Raw genomic sequence first — 19,007 nt, forward strand, 5'->3', positions numbered from 1 at the left:
TTTTCGATTGCCAACATCCAACTCTTTGATATCCATGCATTTGCTGCATAGCAGCATTGACGACGTCAACTATTGTGCAATCGCAGCATTTGCTTATTTTCATCCTCAAGCAAACGCCGATACACTTCGGCACCAACATACGAAACGGGTTACGCAGATGGGTGTAGCAACACAACAAACCGCTCTGAGAAGCGCTCCGGCATTCGGCCTGGCCTCGATGATCGAAACCGCAAAGACCCGGTTTGCACGCTATCGGGCCTACCGCCAGACGGTTAACGAACTGTCCGAGCTGTCCGATCGCGAGTTGGCCGACCTGGGCCTGCACCGCTCAATGATCCGTCGGCTGGCAATGCAGGCCGCAGAAGAACAATTCGCGCGTTAAGCGCACAGCAATACAGAGATCAGACCCTACTCCTCCCTTGGGTCAGTAATCTGCGGCAACGTCTCTCCTCCTCCCTGACGTTGCCGCCTTTTATACCGGCCCTGAACGCCGGAAGCAGATACATCGGGGCTCTCCTCCTCCCTGCCCTGATGTTGAAAGTACGCGGCGACGTCTCTCCTCCTCCCTGACGTCGCCGCGTCTTCCTCATACCGGGATCAAACCCGGGTTCGGATACATCGGGGCTCTCCTCCTCCCTGCCTTGGTGTTGAAAAGAACGGCGGTTTCCTTCCTCCTCCCTGGGAACCGCCGTTTTTCGTTTCCCCCAAAGAAAAAGGCGCCCACCCAGGCGCCTTTCAAAACATTGAGCATGCGCCGTCAGGCGCATTCCTTTTGGTTAAAACGGAACGTCGTCCTTCGGAAAAAGATACTGGGCAACAACCTTCTTGGTGCCCGCCTTGTCGAACGCGACCTCAACCTTGTCGCCCTCGATGCCCTCCACTGCGCCATAGCCGAATTTCTTGTGAAACACCCGTTCACCCAGTGTGAAACTTGCCACCGCGGTTGCGTCGATCACCGTGTTGCGTGTTTCGCGCGGTTGCGACATGCCATATTGTCCCTGCCGCGCCTGCAGCCGTTTCCAGCCGGGTGAGTTATAGACATTTGCCTCAGCCGCGCGGGTTTCGATCCCGGCCGAGGGCTGCCCCCCGCCATAGAGCCCCGGAGGCGTCAGAACCTCGACATGCTCCTCGGGCAGTTCGTCAATAAACCGTGATGGCATCGAATTCTGCCATTGCCCGAACACCCGGCGGTTGGCGGCAAAGGAAATCGTACAGACCTCTTCGGCACGGGTGATGCCCACATAGGCTAGACGCCGTTCCTCTTCGAGCCCCTTGATTCCGGTCTCGTCCATCGACCGCTGCGACGGAAACAAGCCATCCTCCCACCCCGGCAGAAATACAGCAGGAAACTCCAGCCCTTTGGCCGCATGCAACGTCATGATCGAGACCTTTGCCCCATCCGTTTCCTTTTCATTGTCCATGACCAGGCTGACATGTTCCAAAAACCCTTGCAGGTTCTCGAAATTGTCCAGCTGGTTGACCAGTTCCTTGAGGTTTTCCAGCCGCCCCGGCGCCTCGGGCGTTTTCTCATTCTGCCAATGGGCGGTATAGCCGGACTCGTCCAGCACGATCTGCGCCAGTTCGATATGCGTGTGCTCGGGCGCGCCATAGCGGATCGGAGACACCCCGTCATCAATAAGGGTGTCATCATCCACTTCAATCCGTGGTCCACGTGTCATCGCATTCCACCGAGCCAGCCCGTCGATCAACTCGCGCAGCGCCTTGCCGCCCTTGCCCTTGATCAACCCCTGCTCGACTACGATCCGCGCGCCCTCGACCAGAGACACTCCGTTTTCACGCGCCACCACCTGAATGGTCTGCTGCGCCTTGTCCCCAAGGCCGCGCTTGGGCGTGTTCACGATCCTCTCGAACGCCAGATCATCCTCGGGGCTGACCACCAACCGGAAATAGGCCATGGCATCGCGAACCTCCATCCGCTCGTAAAACCGCGGCCCGCCGATCACCTTATAGGGCATCCCGATAGTCAGGAACCGATCCTCAAACGCGCGCATCTGGTGCGACGCACGCACGAGGATAGCCATTTCGTCCAAGTTCATCGGGCGCACGCCACGCGTCCCGACCTGCATCGCGTCAAGCTCTTCGCCGATCCAACGCGCCTCTTCCTCGCCATCCCAATGGCCGATCAGGCGAACCTTTTCGCCCTCTTCCCGGTCGGTCCAAAGCTCTTTACCCAGTCGTTTTTCATTGCCACGGATCACATTCGAGGCGGCGGCCAGAATATGCGGGGTCGAGCGATAGTTCTGCTCCAACCGCACCACGAAAGCGCCGGGGAAATCCTTTTCAAACCGCAGGATGTTACCCACCTCAGCCCCGCGCCAGCCATAGATCGACTGATCGTCATCGCCAACACAGCAGATATTCTTATGCCCCCCGGCCAGCAGACGCAGCCAGAGATATTGGGCGACATTGGTATCCTGATACTCGTCGACAAGGATGTAGCGGAACCAGCGTTGGTATTGCTCCAGCACATCCGGGTGGGTTTGAAAGATCGTCACCACGTGCAACAGCAGATCGCCGAAATCCACCGCATTCAGCTCACGCAGGCGGGTCTGGTATTGGGCATAAAGCTCAATGCCTTTGTTATTATAAGCTCCGGCATCCGCAGCAGGCACTCTATCTGGTGTCAGCGCGCGGTTTTTCCAGTCATCAATGATCCCGGCCAGCATCCGCGCAGGCCAGCGTTTGTCGTCGATATTGGCTGCCTGAGTCAGTTGCTTGAGCAAGCGCTTTTGGTCATCCGTATCCAAAATGGTAAAATTCGACTTGAGGCCCGCCAGTTCGGCATGGCGGCGCAACAGTTTGACGCAGATCGCGTGGAACGTTCCCAGCCACGGCATCCCTTCGGCAGGTCGGCCCAGCATGCGCCCGACCCGTTCTTTCATCTCGCGCGCGGCCTTGTTGGTGAAGGTCACGGCCAAAATCTCGTTCTCGCGTACCCGATGCGATCTGAGCAGATGGGTGATCCGCGCGGTCAGTGCCTTGGTCTTGCCCGTGCCGGCACCTGCCAGCATCAAAACCGGACCGTCCAGCCGCTCGACCGCTTCGCGCTGTGCCGGGTTGAGGTCGTTCAAATAGTCGGCAGCCACCGCAGGCATCGCCCGCGCCGACAGCGATGCGCCCTCGAAGGCGTCCATTTCGTCAAAACTGCTCATACTCTCAAACTACGCCGGATGGGCGCAAAGGGAAAGGCTTTGTTCACGGCTTGTTCACAAGCTTTTAAGATTTTCCTTGCGTTCAATTCTAACCAAATGAAGCGGTGTTCGACTGATGCCATTAACTCTCTGTAAAGCCTTAGGTCAGATGCTTGGCTCAAAGGTTTGGGAGCATATGGATATGGCATTGGCTGAGCGGGGGACGATCAATCATCGACTCAAATGGACCGGGATCACCCTATTGCTGATCAGCCTCGCCATTGGAGCGGGCTGGGGTGTCTATAGGCTCCCTGCGCCCTTGGTGGAACGGATGCTGCGGACAGATATCCTCAAGCAGTCAGAATTGTGGAAACGCAGGGTTGTTTTGCACCTTGAAGACCCCGAAACAACGCTGCGAACCGGCCATATAGACGGGCATGACGCAGAGTTTCTGACCTCGATGCCCGAAGCATCGGATGTCTACCGGTTCAGGTTGTTCGACACGAGTGGACGCGTGGTCTGGTCCACTCGTCAAGGTGAGGTCGGCCTGCGCGAAGACAGCGCGTTCTTTCGCGCCGATGTTGCCCGGGGAATGGTGTACTATTTACAAGAGGTTGTGCCCCTATCCGAGATTGACGGCTTGGATTTGCACACAGGCAACATTCAGATCTCCAGTGCGCATCACATAGTCAAAGTCTTTATGCCGGTTACAAAAAACGGTCGCTTCATCGGTGCGATAGAGTTTTTTACCGATATCTCGGATTTGCGGGCGACCTTCATAACCCGGCTGAGAATTTCGCTGATCGTTCTAAGCGGTGTGGCCCTGTTGGCGCTGGCGATGGTGTCATTGGTGACCTACAGGACCAACCGGGCGCAACTGCGCTCTTTGCACAAACAATCCGAGAAAGAGCGTGATCTGATGGCTGACCAGTTGCGGCTGGCGCGTGAGGTGCGGCTGCTGGGAGAGCTAAACGAATGGCTGCAATCCAGCCGTTCTCTGGATGAGCTGTTCGACATGGTCTCACGTTTTATGACCCATATCCTGCCCGAAGCAGAGGGCAGCGTTTACGTCTACTCGAACTCGCGCGATGTGCTGGATGGATGTGCCAGCTGGAACGGCGGCACCCATAAAGCGCATATCCACCCCGAGGGGTGCTGGGGTCTGCGCCGGGGGCGTACCTATGAATTCGGCGCCTCCGAGATTGATTTCATCTGCGAGCATGCTGAACCGCATGACGGGCGCCAATATTTCTGCTTTCCGATTCTGGCTCATGGCGAGACGGTTGGATTGTTGCATCTTCGGGCACATGAAAACTGCGAAGAAGAGTTTCACGTCAGCAGGAAACTGGCGCAGCTCTGCGCTGAACAGATCAGCATGGCCATTGCAAATGTGAGGATGCGCGATCAGCTGCACGACCAGTCCGTGCGTGATCCTTTGACCGGACTGTTCAACCGTCGTCATATGACGGAAACCCTGCGCAAGTCTATTTCACGCAGTCAACAGACCGGTGTACCGCTGAGCCTGATCGCCGTTGATGTCGATCATTTCAAGAAGTTCAACGACACTCATGGCCATGATGCAGGCGACATGGTGCTGCGCGCAGTCGGAGCCGCCTTGGAACAGGGCTGTGACCGGGACGAGGTTGCCTGCCGTATTGGTGGTGAGGAATTCATGCTGATCTTGCCGGACAACACCCCGGATGACGCGGTGAGCCGTGCCGAGAAATTACGGCAGTCGGTCGAAGCGGTCTCGGTCCGATACGGTGACAAGTCGCTGCCGCGAATAACGATTTCGGTTGGTGTATCGCATTACCCGGCGCATGGCACCATGCCGCAAGATTTGATGCGCGCCGCTGATGACGCGCTATATATGGCAAAAGACAAAGGGCGCAATCAGGTGCAAGTCGCCAAGGGAACGCCAACCGAAACCGGGTCCGCTGATAGCAACGGCCAAAAGGTTCGGACTTCAGGCCCAGTCGCGGCGGCGTGAAGCTCTTGCTAATACTTAGCAAAAACTTCAGTTACCCGGCGCCTGACTGCGCGGGCAAGGTAGCCACTTCTATACTTGTTAGCTTTCTCCAAGATCTTGGCCACATCGCGATCTTGCCAACCGTCCTAGCCAGCCCTATCGCTTTTGAGCAGCACAATCCCTAGACTCTTAAACGGTCGGTGATCTTTCAGAGGATCGGATAAAGAAGTGACGCAATGATTTGAGGCAAGCGGTACGCAAACGATCTGCCCGAAACCTCTCGGGGCTGCACATCCACGAAAACCGGGCGCGGTCAGGCCTTTCATTCCCAACGTGCTTGAAGTCAATCGGCTCGGCACCCGGCACGACCATGCGCGCAACTTGCCTGCTATGTCGAAACTTGGGAAAGCACCTGCCGACCGTGGCCAAAAAGTCTTTAATGAACACGCCAAATCACGCCGCAATTCACCAGTCTTGATGCCGCAGCGCAGCAAGGCTATCAAGCATTCACCAACAGGAGGCGTTTGCGAGCGTTAACATGCCGGTTCTACCCAAATCACCGATATACCTGCGCGTATTGTTCGCCTAGAAGTTCGCCAAACAAACAGGACCGGGACCTGATATGACACATTTCGACAAGATCCTGATCGCCAACCGCGGCGAGATTGCCATTCGCGTGATGCGCGCAGCGAATGAGATGGGCAAACGCACAGTCGCCGTATATGCGGAAGAGGACAAGCTTGGCTTGCACCGTTTCAAGGCGGACGAGGCCTATCGCATCGGCGAGGGGATGGGGCCGGTTGCCGCTTACCTCAGCATTGACGAGATTATTCGCGTGGCCAAGGAATGTGGTGCGGATGCCATCCACCCGGGCTATGGCTTGTTGTCGGAAAACCCAGATTTCGTGGATGCCTGCGTCCAGAACGGGATCACCTTCATTGGACCAAAGGCCGAAACCATGCGCGCCTTGGGCGACAAGGCCAGCGCCCGCCGCGTGGCCATCGCCGCCGGAGTTCCGGTGATCCCAGCGACCGAAGTGCTGGGCGACGATATGGACGCGATCCGGTCACAAGCCAAAGAGATCGGATATCCCCTGATGCTCAAAGCATCCTGGGGCGGAGGTGGCCGCGGCATGCGCCCAATCGAATCCGAGGACGAACTGGAAGAAAAGGTCCTGGAAGGCCGCCGCGAAGCCGAGGCTGCCTTTGGCAATGGCGAGGGCTATTTGGAAAAGATGATTATCCGCGCCCGCCATGTCGAGGTGCAGATTCTGGGCGACAAACATGGCGAAATTTACCACCTGTATGAGCGCGACTGCTCGGTCCAGCGCCGTAATCAGAAAGTCGTGGAACGCGCGCCTGCCCCGTATCTCAGCGAAGAACAACGCGCGGAAATCTGCGAACTGGGCCGCAAGATTTGCGCCCATGTAAATTATGAATGCGCAGGCACCGTCGAGTTCCTGATGGATATGGAAACCAGCAAGTTCTACTTCATCGAGGTGAACCCGCGCGTTCAGGTGGAACATACCGTCACCGAGGAAGTCACAGGTATCGACATTGTGCAGGCACAGATCCTGATTGCCGAGGGTAAATCGTTGGCCGAAGCCACCGGCGCCGCCAGCCAAGCGGATGTGCACCTGAACGGTCATGCCCTTCAGACCCGGATCACAACCGAAGACCCGCAGAACAACTTCATTCCCGACTACGGTCGCATCACCGCATACCGCTCGGCTACTGGCATGGGTATTCGCCTGGATGGCGGCACGGCCTATGCGGGTGGTGTAATCACGCGGTACTACGACTCGCTGCTGACCAAGGTCACGGCCTGGGCCCCGACGCCACAGGCCGCGATTTCGCGAATGGACCGAGCGCTGCGCGAGTTCCGTATTCGTGGCGTCAGCACCAATATCGACTTTGTCATCAACCTGCTGAAACACCCGACCTTCCTGTCGAATGAATACACCACCAAGTTCATTGACACGACGCCCGAGCTGTTCACCTTTAAACGACGCCGTGACAGGGGCACCAAGGTTCTGACCTATATTGCGGATATCACCGTGAATGGGCATCCCGAAACCAAGGATCGTCCCGAACCGCGTACCGATCTGAAAGAGGCCAAGGCCCCGGCTCTGAAAAGTGAACCGCAGATGGGCACCCGCAATCTGCTAGAACAAAAGGGCCCGCAGGCGGTGGCCGATTGGATGAAGGCTCAGCGCCAGTTGCTGATCACCGACACCACGATGCGCGACGGGCACCAGTCGCTGCTGGCGACGCGGATGCGGTCGATCGACATGATCAAAGTGGCCCCGAGCTATGCGGCCAACCTGCCGCAGCTGTTCAGCGTCGAATGCTGGGGCGGCGCCACTTTCGATGTGGCTTATCGGTTCTTGCAGGAATGTCCGTGGCAACGTCTGCGTGACCTGCGCGAGGTGATGCCGAACCTGATGACCCAGATGCTTTTGCGCGGCGCAAACGGGGTTGGATACACCAATTACCCCGACAACGTGGTGCAGGAATTCGTTCGTCAGGCGTCGGAAAATATCGACGTGTTCCGCGTCTTCGACTCTCTCAACTGGGTCGAAAATATGCGTGTCGCGATGGATGCGGTGGTCGAGAACGGTAAAATCTGTGAAGGCACCGTTTGCTATACTGGCGATATTCTGGACCCGAACCGTGCCAAATATGACCTAAAATACTATGTTGGCATGGCGAAAGAGCTGCGCGATGCCGGGGCTCATATTCTGGGCCTGAAAGACATGGCCGGCCTGCTGAAACCAGCCTCGGCCAAGATTTTGATCCGTGCGCTGAAAGAAGAGGTCGGGTTGCCAATCCACTTCCACACGCACGACACTGCCGGTATCGCCAGCGCCACCATTCTGGCCGCCTCCGAGGCGGGTGTGGACGCAGTGGATTGCGCGATGGACAGCTTCAGTGGCAACACTTCTCAGGCGACATTGGGCACTGTGGTCGAAGCGCTGCGCCATACGGAACGCGACACCGGTCTGGACATCAAGGCCATCCGCGAAATCAGCGACTATTTCGAGGTGGTCCGAGGCCAGTATGCGGCCTTTGAATCCAGCCTGCAGGCCCCTGCATCCGAGGTATATCTGCACGAGATGCCCGGTGGCCAGTTCACTAACCTCAAGGCTCAGGCGCGCAGCCTTGGCCTGGAAGAGCGTTGGCATGAAGTGGCGCAGATGTATGCGGACGTGAACCAGATGTTCGGCGATATCGTCAAAGTCACGCCTTCGTCAAAAGTGGTTGGCGACATGGCGCTGATGATGGTCAGCCAAGGGCTGACGCGCGCCGATGTCGAAAACCCGGACTCGGACGTGGCCTTCCCGGATTCGGTCATCGACATGATGCGCGGCAATCTGGGGCAGCCTCCGGGCGGGTTCCCTGATGCGATCATCAGCAAGGCGCTTAAGGGCGAAAGCCCCAACACTGACCGCCCCGGCAAAGACGTACCCCCGGTCGATCTGGAGGAAACGCGCGCCGAACTGTCCAAACAACTTGACGGCAAAGAGGTCGACGACGAGGATCTGATCGGATACCTGATGTATCCCAAGGTGTTCCTTGATTACATGGGTCGCCACCGGATTTATGGCCCCGTCCGCACCCTGCCCACGCGCACATTCTTCTATGGAATGGAGCCCGGCGAAGAGATCGCCGCGGAAATCGATCCCGGCAAGACTCTGGAAATTCGCTGTCAGGCCATCGGTGAAACCGATGAAAATGGTGAGGTCAAAGTGTTCTTTGAACTGAACGGTCAGCCCCGTGTGATCCGGGTGCCAAACCGTCTGGTGACGTCAACCACGCAGGCCCGACCCAAAGCGGAAATCGGCAACCTCGCACATATCGGCGCACCGATGCCGGGTGTCGTGGCAACCGTTGCGGTTACTTCGGGACAAGAGGTCAAAGAAGGCGATATGCTTTTGACCATCGAGGCCATGAAGATGGAGACTGGCATTCACGCCGAAAGGGACGCCGTAGTCAAAGCCATCCACGTTCAGCCAGGCGGTCAAATTGACGCCAAGGACCTGCTGATCGAGCTGGAATAGCAAAAAAAGGCGCGCCTCTGGGGCGCGCCTTTTCCATTTCATTGGGTTAAGGTTCAGCCGTCTACGGTTTCTTCTTCAACCTCATCTTCGACCAATGCCTTTTCTGTTTCATCATCAGAAACATCATAATCCGCAAGCGCCGGCAGACCCAGCAGGTCGTGCAGCTCGTTCAGGGCGTCGTCAGACAACTCGCGACCGCCGGTCAGAGTATCCAGAGCCTCTTGCGGGTCAGAAGATCCGGCCAGGTTTGTCTCGGCCTCCTCTACAGCCAGCTCAGCCGCTTCGACCGCGTCGTCGTACTTGTCCTGAGCGGTGATGCCCTCGGCAAGCTCGTCCTCGGTCGGCTCATAGGCCTCTTCGATCTCTTCTGCGGTCAGTTCCTGCAGGTCTTCCAGTTCGTCGTTCTTATCCTGCAGATCTGTCGTCGCGTCGGTATGACCAAGGATGTTCTGCTGATAAGAGTACAGCTTTCCTGGCATACTGTTCGGGGACGCATTCATGAGAGCCGTTTGGCTGGCATGGGCCGCGTTCAGACCTTTAAGCTCCGATGCAATTTTGCCGTGCTTGTTGGGGTGAACCGGCTTCTCATCAACGACAGCAGTGGTAACTTTGGTCATCTTGGCAGGTTTCTTATTGCCCTTGACCAGATTACCAATCGAAGCGACCAGCCCGTTTTTCTTTTGAGTCGTAGCGCCCGTTTTGGCAGTTTTTTGCTTTTTCAGGCCAAGACTGGCGAGCAACCCTTTGCCCGTCCCCTTTTTACCCGAGGACTTGCCACCTTTCACCTGTGAGGACTTGTCGCCAGACTTATCCGCGCCGTTCCCATTTCCACCACCATTGCCTTTGCCACCGCCATTGCCTTTGCCACCGCCATTACCTTTGCCGCCACCATTTTTGGCGATGGCCATATCAGGTGCGGCAACAACTGCCACAAAGCTTACAGCGCCAAGCAGCAGAAATGAGGTCGCAACTACACGCGAAAGTAACAGGAACCGTTTCATATTATTCACCTGTCCTTCTTGAGCAGTGGCAGCAGATACCACAAAATCAAGCGCCTGAGATAATGTTGACAGTTAGTTAATAATTGAATTTGGGTAAAACGGTGGCCTTTTTCGGCGTGAGCGACCCACCGCGCTCACACCGCCAGCACAATATTGGCTATTGCAGCTACGAGGATTGAACCAAATGTCAGCAGCATTCCGATTTGCCTGAGGATAACGATCTGCGGAGACCTGCCAAACCCATATGCATGAAGCAGGCGACCACCCAGCAAGGCCAATCCCAACAGGTTCAACAGCAACCCGCTGGCGCCCTGCAATTCAACCATCGCCATCAATAACAGCGCAAACGGCGCGTATTCCGCGAAATTGCCATGAGTTCGGATCGCCTTGATCATTTGCCCCTTGCCACCATCCCCGTAGGAAACCTTTTCGCCCCGTCGGTGGCCAATGACCCGAAGGCTCAGCGCCAGATACAAAAAGGCGGCTAATGCCGCATAAACCGGTGTAATTGTCAGCATGGGTGGCTCCGTCTATTAATATTCCTAAGCTCTGGGCAAAGCTTAACGCGGAATCTCGACCGGTCCAGTTGAACCGGGCTGCTGCTACGCGAGGTCAAGTCTGTCTGGATTTCCTCCGCACGAGAAGATTTTTTGCAAAAGTCGCGTTTTTCCCCTTGCAGCTTTCCGCCAGAATTAATACTTCACGCCTCACTCAACGGCGCGGGCGTAGCTCAGGGGTAGAGCATAACCTTGCCAAGGTTAGGGTCGGGCGTTCGAATCGCCTCGCCCGCTCCATTGAGAGGTCTCCGGACCAAATATGTATCTGATGCGGGCGTAGCTCAGGGGTAGAGCATAACCTTGCCAAGGTTAGGGTCGGGCGTTCGAATCGCCTCGCCCGCTCCAGATACAAACCCTCTCACTCAACGCTGTTTTCTTATGGCGCGGCCTGCTGAAAAGCATGACCCGCGTATATGTTCATATGCCGCAACCGAACAAAGCCGCCTTCACATTGGCCGCGCGGACGGCGCGTAAGAACGTCTTTGACACCGCGCCGAAGTACTCCAATCACGACCCGGACCGAATCTTCCGCGTGACCACGTTTGAGCAGGGCTAGAAGGCCTTGAACGTCATTGTGGTCAGCGAGCGTTCTATACCCGAGATCACCAGCAGATTTTCATTGATGAAATGTCCCACATCCTCGGCCTCGGGGATGTAAAGCTTCAGCAGCAGGTCATATTCGCCGCTGGTAGAGTAGAGCTCCGAGTGGATTTCGCGCAACGCGATCTCTTCAGCCACCTTGTAAGTGGTGCCAGGTTTGCAGCGGATCTGGATGAAAACACAAGTGGACATGGGCCGAGCCTTGTTGGTTGAGTTGGCCGCAGGCTGACATGGGCTGCGCCCGGGCGCAATCCCCTGCAACAGTTTGCGGCGATTGCGACGGATGGTCTGGATCAACCCGCCCTACCCCGTCTATAAGCACGCCTGTAGTAAAAGGAATTCGCCCATGCGCAGCGCAAAGATCAGCCGTCAGACCGCCGAAACCGAGATCACGGTCAAGGTCAATCTGGATGGGACTGGCCAGTATGACAATCAGACCGGCGTCGGTTTCTTTGACCACATGCTGGATCAGTTAGCGCGCCATTCTCTGATCGACATGACGATCCGCGCCAAGGGCGATTACCACATCGACGACCACCACACGGTCGAGGATACCGGAATCGCACTGGGGCAAGCGTTGACACAGGCCTTGGGCGACAAAAAGGGCATCCGGCGGTATGGCGAATGTCACCTGCCGATGGACGATGCACAGGTGCGCTGTGCGTTGGATCTGTCAGGGCGACCGTTTCTGATCTGGAACGTAGACCTGCCGACACCCAAGATTGGCGCCTTCGACACTGAACTGGTGCGCGAGTTCTTTCAGGCACTGGCCACTCATGGCGGCATCACGCTGCATATCGACCAGTTGCACGGGTTCAACAGCCACCACATCGCAGAAGCGGCGTTCAAAGCTGTCGCGCGCGCATTGCGCGACGCGGTTGAGACCGATGCGCGCAAAGCAGATGCGATTCCGTCGACCAAGGGCGCGTTGTAAATGCTCACCGCCATTATCGACTATGAAAGCGGCAATCTGCATTCCGCTGAAAAGGCGTTTCAGCGCATGGCGCGGGAACTGGACGCCGGCGAGGTCGTAGTAACTTCAGACGCGGATGTCGTTGCACGCGCCGACCGGCTGGTGCTGCCCGGCGACGGCGCTTTCCCTGCCTGCGCGGCTGAGCTGCGCGGGCACAAGGGTATCTATGACGCGATGGTCGAAGCGGTCGAGCAGAAAGCCCGCCCATTTTTGGGTATCTGCGTGGGTATGCAGCTGATGGCCTCGAAAGGTCATGAGTACACTGACACCGATGGGTTGGACTGGATTGCCGGGGATGTGGTGCAGATTGCGCCGTCAGACCGGTCGCTGAAAGTGCCGCATATGGGTTGGAACGATCTGGTGTTGGAAAGCGAACACCCTGTCTTTGCCGGGGTCACATCAGGCGATCACGCCTATTTCGTCCACTCATACCATTTCCGGGTCAGCGATCCGGCACAGCGTCTGGCCTATGTGGATTACGGTCAGGACGTCACGGCCGTAATTGGCCGTGACACTATGGTCGGGATGCAGTTCCATCCTGAGAAAAGCCAGGATGTGGGCCTGCGCATGATCGGGAATTTCCTGACCTGGACGCCCTGAGTGGTTACTGAACCCGTGTCCAGTCCTGCCCGCGACACACCAATCCACCCGCAACACAACCTTTGACGGTCAGCTTGTTCTGGCTGTCCAGGGTCATTTTCGAGCTGTAGGTCTTGTCTCTGTCCGGAGCCCAGATCTTGCCTCCGCCATAGGTGCCGTCGCCATCGGGCACCATATCCCAGATGATCTGCTTGCCGAGGTTTTCATATTCCAACTGTTCATTCCCGTCTTTGTCAAAAGCGGTATCGATGGTACCGCAAATCGCGCTGCCGCATTCGGCGATCGAAACATGCAGATATCCGCCGGTGTCTCCGGGCTGGGTTTTCCAAAGACCGTCTACCGGGTCGGCCATCGCCGCTCCCGAAATCAGAGATGCCAGCCCCAAGGCTGCTGCAAAAGTTGTTTTCTTCATAAAATCCTCCCTATTTGACCAGCAGTCTGGCGCGCTGGTGGACGTGGGGCAAGATTGACTTTGCGTCGCGTTGCATCCCCTGCCCTGCCTGTGCGATATCCCGCCGGGAAAACAGCGATTCAAGGCCTGACAACATGATCCTCTATCCTGCCATCGACCTCAAAGACGGACAGGCCGTGCGCCTGCTGCGCGGAGAAATGGACAAAGCGACCGTGTTCAATGAAGACCCCGCCGCCCAGGCCCGTGCCTTTGTCGACGCGGGGTGCGAATGGCTACATCTGGTTGACCTGAACGGTGCCTTTGCCGGTGAGCCGGTCAACGCCGCCCCAGTCGAGGCAATTCTGAAGGAATGCAACGTTCCCGCCCAGCTTGGTGGCGGTATCCGCGACATGGCCACCATTGAAACCTGGATCCACAAAGGTCTGGCCCGAGTGATTCTGGGCACAATCGCGGTCGAGAATCCGGATCTGGTGCGCGAAGCGGCCAAAACCTTTCCCGGCAAAGTTGCCGTTGGCATTGATGCCCGCAACGGCATGGTCGCGACCAAAGGCTGGGCTGAAGAGACGAATGTGCAGGTCACTGATCTGGCGCGCAGCTTCGAGGATGCCGGTGTTGCTGCAATCATCTATACTGATATCAACCGCGATGGCGCGATGCAGGGCCCTAACATTGAGGCCACCGCGGACTTGGCCCGTGCCGTATCGATCCCGGTGATCGCGTCAGGCGGCGTCAGCTCATTGGATGATCTGATTGCTCTGCGTGATTGCGGTGTGGAACTGAACGGCGCGATTTCCGGTCGGGCGCTGTATGACGGCGCGATTGACCTGGCAGAGGCCATTCGCGCCCTGACCTGATTTACTGCGCGGCAGCCGCAGTCAGCTTTGCCAGCGCCCCGCGCATTTTCTCGATGATGGGAGAGTTTTCGACCGCGTCGAACTCATCCATCGTCTCTTTTGGATCTTCATAGATCAGCCAAACCTGACCGTCGGAATCTTCATACGCTTGCACCTTGAGCGGCAGGAACAGTCCGGCACGCGGGTCGATCTGCATTGCAGGCGTACCTAGCGCAGGATTGCCGAAGATCAGCACCTGATTGGGTGGTATTGGCGTTCCGATCTTTTCGGCCCCGGCCGCGTGGTCAACCCGCGCAAAAACCGTTGCACCAGCGTTGCCAATCGCCGTCTCAAGCGCGTCCAGCGCCTGGGTCACCGATTTGTCGGTCTTCATCTTGATGATATCGTCAGCCATTGCGGCAGCTGCTCCTGCGAAAATGAAAGTGGTTGCTAAAAAGAGTCTACGCATCTCATTGATCTCCTGATGAATTGGGGACAGTTTTCACAGGTTCCAGAGTTGTGACAATCACAAGTCTGGCATCGGCGGGGCTTTGCCGTTAGAGGTGCGCCAACAAAGGACGAGAGATGCTGAAAACCCGTATCATACCCTGTCTGGATGTCGCCGATGGCCGCGTTGTCAAAGGCGTTAACTTTGTTGGCCTGCGCGATGCGGGTGACCCGGTGGAATCCGCCAAGGCCTATGACGCGGCAGGCGCTGACGAGATTTGCTTTCTGGACATCCATGCCACCCATGAAAACCGCGGGACCATGTTCGATGTGGTGCAGCGCACAGCGGAACAGTGCTTTGTACCGCTGACCGTTGGCGGCGGCGTGCGGACCAAGGAAGACGTGCGCGCTCTGTTGCTGGCCGGTGCAGACAAGGTCAGCTTCAACTCGGCGGCAGTGGCAAACCCGGATGTGATCGCCCAAGCCGCCGATCAATTCGGCAGCCAGTGCATTGTCTGTGCCATCGACGCCAAGACTGTCAGTCCCGGCAAGTGGGAAATTTTTACTCATGGCGGACGCAAGCCCACTGGCATCGACGCGGTCGAGTTCGCCAAAACCGTCGTCGCCAAGGGCGCGGGTGAAATTCTGCTGACCTCGATGGATCGCGATGGTACCAAAGCCGGGTTCAACTTGCCGCTGACACGCGCCATTTCGGATGCTGTGAATGTGCCAGTGATCGCCTCGGGCGGGGTTGGAACTCTGGATCATCTGGTGGAAGGCGTCACCGAAGGCGGTGCCAGCGCTGTCCTTGCCGCATCGATCTTTCACTTCGGCGAATACACCATCCGCGAGGCCAAGGAACACATGGCCGCCGCTGGCATCCCGATGAGGCTGACATGAGCATTCTCCACGACCTGGCCCAAACGATTGAGGCCCGCAAAGGGACGGATCCTGAAGGCAGCTGGACCGCCAAGCTGTTGGCCAAAGGCCCCGAGAAATGCGCCGAGAAATTCGGCGAAGAGGCGGTTGAGGCCATCATTGAGGCGGTCAAGGGCGACCAGGCCAAGCTGACCTCAGAGGCGGCGGATGTACTGTATCACCTGCTGGTCATGCTGGCCGCGCGCGATGTGGCGCTGGATGATGTGTTGGCCGAACTGGTGCGGCGTCAGGGCACCAGCGGCATCGCGGAAAAGGCCGCGCGACCCAAGGGGTGACGCAGGTGTTGTCGATCCTTTATTCTGATCCTGACAGGTTCGCAGGTCAAAGGGCGCGCAGATGATCAGAGCTTTGGTATTTGGACTGGCGCTAGCCGTTCTGGGGTCCTGCGCAATTGCCCCGCCGTCCACCAGTGATGAAGTTCAGCGCCTGGCGTCTGAAATCCGCAACCTCGGGCCTGACATCGACCCTGAAGAGGCCAACCGCGCCGCGCGCATTGCCTATGCCTACACCGATCAACTGGCTCAGGAATACCAGATCACCGACCCGCCACTGATCCACAATGCCAAAGTCAACAAGGGCCTGAAGCCGCGAGGACTGTGTTGGCACTGGGCCGAGGATATCGAACGGCGGCTGGATCAGGAAAACTTCCAGACGCTGGAAATGCACCGCGCCATCGCTAATGCCGACAACCCATTCCGGATCGACCACAGCACGGCAATCATCAGTCGCAAAGGCGAGACAATGTATGACGGTGTTGTGCTGGACCCCTGGCGCTATGGCGGCGTGCTGTACTGGACGCCCTTACCACAAGACACGCGCTATGACTGGGTCCCGCGCGAAGTGGTTCTGGAAAAGCGGCGTTTGGAACAATTCGGCGAACTGCAACCATATCTCGGTGAATAACCGCTCAGAGTTTCGACGAAATCATTCCGGTGGCAAAACCACCCATGCGCAATTCGCCGAACAAACGCTGATATTCGATCTTCGGACAGCGGTTCATCACGACATCCACCCCGCGCGCCTGCGCTGTGGCCGCAGCCGTGGCATGTTCTATCCCAATCTGCATCCAGATTGTGCGCAGATTGGGAAACGCCTCAAGCGCCTCGTCCACTATGGGCGGTACAGCTTCGGATCGGCGAAAGATATCGACCATGTCTACCGGTTCGGAAATCTCGGATAGCGACGCACGGATTGTCTGGCCAAACAGGATCTTGCCCGCATGACCGGGGTTAACAGGGATCACCTTGTATCCTTTGAGTGACAAATACCGCGCCACATTATAGCTGGGTCGCACAGGATTCATCGACACCCCAACCACAGCAACGGTTTTGGTATGTTTCAGGATCTGGGTCAGGAATTCATCGGAATACTCAGTCATTCGACCACCCTAGCCGCCGTTTTCAAAAGAAAAAAGCGCCCAGGAATACCTGAGCGCCAGTTGTTGGAACGAGGGACAGTGAAATGACCCGCGGCAGTTCCGTTCCGCGGTCACTGTGACATTTAAGCATGAGTTCAGAGAAAAAAAGAGGTAGCGCGCGATTTTGTGATGACAGATCAGAAAAAACGGCCGCCGCCCTGTTATTCATATAGAACGCTTGGCCAATGCGCCTCGGCCTCGCGGATATAAGCTGCGGTATCGCGTTGCCAGATGCGCTCGATTTCTGGCGAGTGGGTCAGATATAGCCGACCGTCAATCACCTGCCAAATAGTCGGATCGGTGCTGACAAGCTCTCCTTGCGCCATTGCGAAGGCGCAGTACCCGCCGAACTGAGGTGCATAGGCACGCGGATTCATCTCAAACGCGTCCCGATTCTCAGCGGTGGCAAAGTGCCATTCGGCGCCTTTCCACATAACCGCGTATTCAGGCTGACCCCGAACAGGTGTTTCGCCATTGAAATAGGACACCGCATCATATCCGGCCATGGCTGCACCGTCCGTCCGATAGAAGACGGGCAGATCCTGCGCAAACGCAGGAAGAGCAATCACACTGGCGGCAATCGCGCCAAAAAGGAAACGTCTGTTCATGGTCATCGGATCACAAATAGAAACTCAGGGTATCAAGATGCAATTTATTATCGCAACTGAAACCCCTTTTAACGCGCTTGTGAACATTCGAACCGGCAACGCCAGCCTTTAGTCGAAAATGTCCTCGATCACATCCCAGGCTTCATCCAGCACCCGTGAGAAAACGCCTTTTTTCTTCTTCTTTTTGCCTTTGTAGGGACGATCCTGCTTGGCTGTTTGACGGTTCGCCTTGGCATCGTCCAGTTTGCGCTTTGGCATCATCTTGAGGTTATGCAGCGGGGCACCGCAGCTTGAACAACTGAGCTCTTGGCGCTGCGTGCCTTTTAGAACAAGCGCTGCCCGGGTCCCACAATAACAGCAGGTCGCAATTTTGGATGGCGTGGAAATGGCGTTCTCCTGTCGTTATCTTTGCCTAGAAGCATATAGGGCAATCGCCGCCGCATTTGAGACATTGAGAGAACCAAACCCGCCCACAGCGTCAATTTTGACCAACTTGTCGACGGTTTCTTTGGTTTTTTGCCTCAGGCCCGGTCCCTCTGCGCCTAACACCAATGCCACTGGCTGGTCCGGGTTACCTCCCAAGGCGGCCTCGATCGTGTCGTCCGCCTCGCCGTCCAGTCCTAGGACCAGAAACCCCATTCCCTGCAACTCGACAATGGCATCAGCCAGGTTACGCACCCGCAGATAGGGTTGACGTTCCAGTGCGCCGCTGGCGGTCTTGGCCAGCGCGCCAGTTTCCGGCGCCGCGTGATGGCGCATACCGACTACAGCGCTGGCCCCAAGAACCTCAGCTGACCGTAGAATCGCTCCGACATTATGGGGGTCGGTTACGCGGTCTAACAAAATGACGCGCGGGTGTTCGCGCCCGATGCAGTTTTCCGCCAGACCACCCCATTCCAAAGGCTTAACCTCAAGGGCCGCGCCCTGATGAACCGACCCCGGGTCGATCGGAGCGGTAAATTTGCGTGGATCAACCATCTCGGGCTCAATACCTGCAAATTCAATGGCTTCCACCAGCTTGTCCCGCGCATTCCGCGTCACAATCAGGTGCAATTTTGTGCGGTTTGGGTTCATCAGCGCATCCCGCACCGCATGCAGACCAAACAGCCAAACAGTTTCGGATGCGGCAGCTTTGCGCGCCTGTTCTTTTTCGACGACCCACTTGGGTTTCTTCATTTCTTTGGCCTCCGGGCCGCGAATTCGGTTTCCTGCGTCAAAGCAGTATTTTCCTGTTGACGCTCCTTTAGAGCGCTAGTAATCACGCCTCCACGTCAGGTGCAACGCCTGACAGTGGGCGACAGGCCGCAAGGTGTGGCAGGGGACTGTAACTCCCTCGCGGAGACGCACGCCTGGTTCGATTCCAGGGTCGCCCACCATTTTCTTCCAGACATTCAGCAAGCTTTGCCAGCGCGAGTGATGGATGGCTGATCACACCGTAC

Annotated in this window: 20 protein-coding genes and 3 tRNA genes; 13 read left to right on the forward strand and 10 right to left on the reverse strand. The window is 57.1% G+C overall.

Annotated features, from left to right (window positions below):
- Nucleotides 1-157: 157 nt before the first annotated feature.
- Nucleotides 158-382, forward strand: a complete 225-nt coding sequence (locus AC2FH9_RS12775) for a DUF1127 domain-containing protein (RefSeq protein ID WP_142635057.1) — start codon at nucleotides 158-160, stop codon at nucleotides 380-382.
- Between the two features lie 394 nt (nucleotides 383-776).
- Here AC2FH9_RS12775 and AC2FH9_RS12780 read toward each other — a convergent pair whose 3' ends face one another.
- On the reverse strand, nucleotides 777-3,173 hold the full coding sequence (locus AC2FH9_RS12780) for an ATP-dependent helicase (RefSeq protein WP_271950299.1): 2,397 nt from the start codon (nucleotides 3,171-3,173) through the stop codon (nucleotides 777-779).
- A 181-nt stretch (nucleotides 3,174-3,354) separates the two neighbouring features.
- Between AC2FH9_RS12780 and AC2FH9_RS12785 the strand changes: the two genes are divergently transcribed.
- Nucleotides 3,355-5,142, forward strand: coding sequence for a sensor domain-containing diguanylate cyclase (locus AC2FH9_RS12785; protein ID WP_496871923.1), 1,788 nt, complete (start codon nucleotides 3,355-3,357; stop codon nucleotides 5,140-5,142).
- Nucleotides 5,143-5,743: 601 nt separating this feature from the next.
- Entirely contained in the window at nucleotides 5,744-9,181 is a 3,438-nt protein-coding gene (locus AC2FH9_RS12790; RefSeq protein ID WP_496871784.1) for a pyruvate carboxylase, read from the forward strand.
- A 53-nt stretch (nucleotides 9,182-9,234) separates the two neighbouring features.
- Here the strand turns inward: AC2FH9_RS12790 and AC2FH9_RS12795 are convergent, their stop codons facing one another.
- Complete coding sequence (locus AC2FH9_RS12795; protein WP_496750213.1) at nucleotides 9,235-10,182, reverse strand: hypothetical protein; 948 nt, start codon at nucleotides 10,180-10,182, stop codon at nucleotides 9,235-9,237.
- Between the two features lie 134 nt (nucleotides 10,183-10,316).
- Nucleotides 10,317-10,700 carry an MAPEG family protein gene (locus tag AC2FH9_RS12800; protein WP_496690910.1) on the reverse strand — a complete coding sequence of 128 codons (384 nt, stop codon included), beginning with the start codon at nucleotides 10,698-10,700 and terminating at the stop codon, nucleotides 10,317-10,319.
- Nucleotides 10,701-10,901: 201 nt separating this feature from the next.
- On the opposite strand from AC2FH9_RS12800, the gene AC2FH9_RS12805 reads away from it, so the two are divergent.
- The 3 genes from AC2FH9_RS12805 (at nucleotide 10,902) to AC2FH9_RS12815 (ending at nucleotide 11,295) form a co-directional block, all read left to right on the forward strand.
- Nucleotides 10,902-10,976 (forward strand) — tRNA-Gly (locus AC2FH9_RS12805).
- 33 nt (nucleotides 10,977-11,009) lie between these two features.
- Nucleotides 11,010-11,084: transfer RNA gene (locus AC2FH9_RS12810), tRNA-Gly, on the forward strand.
- A 55-nt stretch (nucleotides 11,085-11,139) separates the two neighbouring features.
- On the forward strand, nucleotides 11,140-11,295 hold the full coding sequence (locus tag AC2FH9_RS12815; protein WP_496690911.1) for a hypothetical protein: 156 nt from the start codon (nucleotides 11,140-11,142) through the stop codon (nucleotides 11,293-11,295).
- Here the strand turns inward: AC2FH9_RS12815 and AC2FH9_RS12820 are convergent.
- Nucleotides 11,292-11,531, reverse strand: coding sequence for an Lrp/AsnC family transcriptional regulator (locus AC2FH9_RS12820; RefSeq protein ID WP_142636899.1), 240 nt, complete (start codon nucleotides 11,529-11,531; stop codon nucleotides 11,292-11,294). The genes AC2FH9_RS12815 and AC2FH9_RS12820 overlap by 4 nt on opposite strands.
- Before the next feature lie 154 nt (nucleotides 11,532-11,685).
- Between AC2FH9_RS12820 and hisB the strand changes: the two genes are divergently transcribed.
- Nucleotides 11,686-12,273 carry an imidazoleglycerol-phosphate dehydratase HisB gene (gene hisB / locus AC2FH9_RS12825; RefSeq protein ID WP_496793243.1) on the forward strand — a complete coding sequence of 196 codons (588 nt, stop codon included), beginning with the start codon at nucleotides 11,686-11,688 and terminating at the stop codon, nucleotides 12,271-12,273.
- Nucleotides 12,274-12,912 (forward strand): imidazole glycerol phosphate synthase subunit HisH, encoded by a 639-nt coding sequence (hisH, locus tag AC2FH9_RS12830; protein WP_496690913.1) that lies wholly within the window; start codon nucleotides 12,274-12,276, stop codon nucleotides 12,910-12,912.
- A gap of 4 nt (nucleotides 12,913-12,916) precedes the next feature.
- Here hisH and AC2FH9_RS12835 read toward each other — a convergent pair whose 3' ends face one another.
- A complete protein-coding gene (locus tag AC2FH9_RS12835; RefSeq protein ID WP_142636876.1) occupies nucleotides 12,917-13,324 on the reverse strand; it encodes a DUF2147 domain-containing protein in 408 nt (135 codons plus the stop codon).
- Between the two features lie 134 nt (nucleotides 13,325-13,458).
- Between AC2FH9_RS12835 and hisA the strand changes: the two genes are divergently transcribed.
- Nucleotides 13,459-14,178 carry a 1-(5-phosphoribosyl)-5-[(5-phosphoribosylamino)methylideneamino]imidazole-4-carboxamide isomerase gene (gene hisA, locus AC2FH9_RS12840; protein ID WP_496871786.1) on the forward strand — a complete coding sequence of 240 codons (720 nt, stop codon included), beginning with the start codon at nucleotides 13,459-13,461 and terminating at the stop codon, nucleotides 14,176-14,178.
- A gap of 1 nt (nucleotide 14,179) precedes the next feature.
- On the opposite strand, the gene AC2FH9_RS12845 is transcribed toward hisA, so the two are convergent.
- Complete coding sequence (locus tag AC2FH9_RS12845; protein ID WP_496871788.1) at nucleotides 14,180-14,572, reverse strand: DUF302 domain-containing protein; 393 nt, start codon at nucleotides 14,570-14,572, stop codon at nucleotides 14,180-14,182.
- Between the two features lie 170 nt (nucleotides 14,573-14,742).
- Here AC2FH9_RS12845 and hisF point away from each other — a divergent pair, with 170 nt between their 5' ends.
- The 3 genes from hisF (at nucleotide 14,743) to AC2FH9_RS12860 (ending at nucleotide 16,446) form a co-directional block, all read left to right on the forward strand.
- Nucleotides 14,743-15,504 carry an imidazole glycerol phosphate synthase subunit HisF gene (gene hisF / locus AC2FH9_RS12850; RefSeq protein ID WP_281994914.1) on the forward strand — a complete coding sequence of 254 codons (762 nt, stop codon included), beginning with the start codon at nucleotides 14,743-14,745 and terminating at the stop codon, nucleotides 15,502-15,504.
- Nucleotides 15,501-15,818 carry a phosphoribosyl-ATP diphosphatase gene (locus tag AC2FH9_RS12855; RefSeq protein ID WP_496689697.1) on the forward strand — a complete coding sequence of 106 codons (318 nt, stop codon included), beginning with the start codon at nucleotides 15,501-15,503 and terminating at the stop codon, nucleotides 15,816-15,818. Before hisF ends, AC2FH9_RS12855 begins: the two co-directional genes overlap by 4 nt.
- A 61-nt stretch (nucleotides 15,819-15,879) precedes the next feature.
- Entirely contained in the window at nucleotides 15,880-16,446 is a 567-nt protein-coding gene (locus tag AC2FH9_RS12860) for a hypothetical protein (RefSeq protein ID WP_142636866.1), read from the forward strand.
- Nucleotides 16,447-16,450: 4 nt separating this feature from the next.
- Here AC2FH9_RS12860 and AC2FH9_RS12865 read toward each other — a convergent pair whose 3' ends face one another.
- From AC2FH9_RS12865 to rlmB, 4 genes are all read right to left on the reverse strand, one after another.
- Nucleotides 16,451-16,921, reverse strand: a complete 471-nt coding sequence (locus tag AC2FH9_RS12865) for a CoA-binding protein (RefSeq protein WP_496871791.1) — start codon at nucleotides 16,919-16,921, stop codon at nucleotides 16,451-16,453.
- A gap of 200 nt (nucleotides 16,922-17,121) precedes the next feature.
- The gene (locus tag AC2FH9_RS12870) at nucleotides 17,122-17,568 is read right to left on the reverse strand and encodes a YHS domain-containing (seleno)protein (RefSeq protein ID WP_496694802.1); all 447 of its coding nucleotides are present in this window, start codon (nucleotides 17,566-17,568) and stop codon (nucleotides 17,122-17,124) included.
- Between the two features lie 108 nt (nucleotides 17,569-17,676).
- Nucleotides 17,677-17,955, reverse strand: coding sequence for a hypothetical protein (locus AC2FH9_RS12875; RefSeq protein ID WP_142636860.1), 279 nt, complete (start codon nucleotides 17,953-17,955; stop codon nucleotides 17,677-17,679).
- Between the two features lie 15 nt (nucleotides 17,956-17,970).
- Entirely contained in the window at nucleotides 17,971-18,744 is a 774-nt protein-coding gene (gene rlmB, locus AC2FH9_RS12880) for a 23S rRNA (guanosine(2251)-2'-O)-methyltransferase RlmB (RefSeq protein ID WP_142636858.1), read from the reverse strand.
- Nucleotides 18,745-18,860: 116 nt separating this feature from the next.
- Here rlmB and AC2FH9_RS12885 point away from each other — a divergent pair.
- Nucleotides 18,861-18,944 (forward strand) — tRNA-Tyr (locus tag AC2FH9_RS12885).
- Nucleotides 18,945-19,007 lie beyond the last annotated feature (63 nt).

It is taken from the genome of Ruegeria sp. CDSC081, assembly GCF_059610485.1.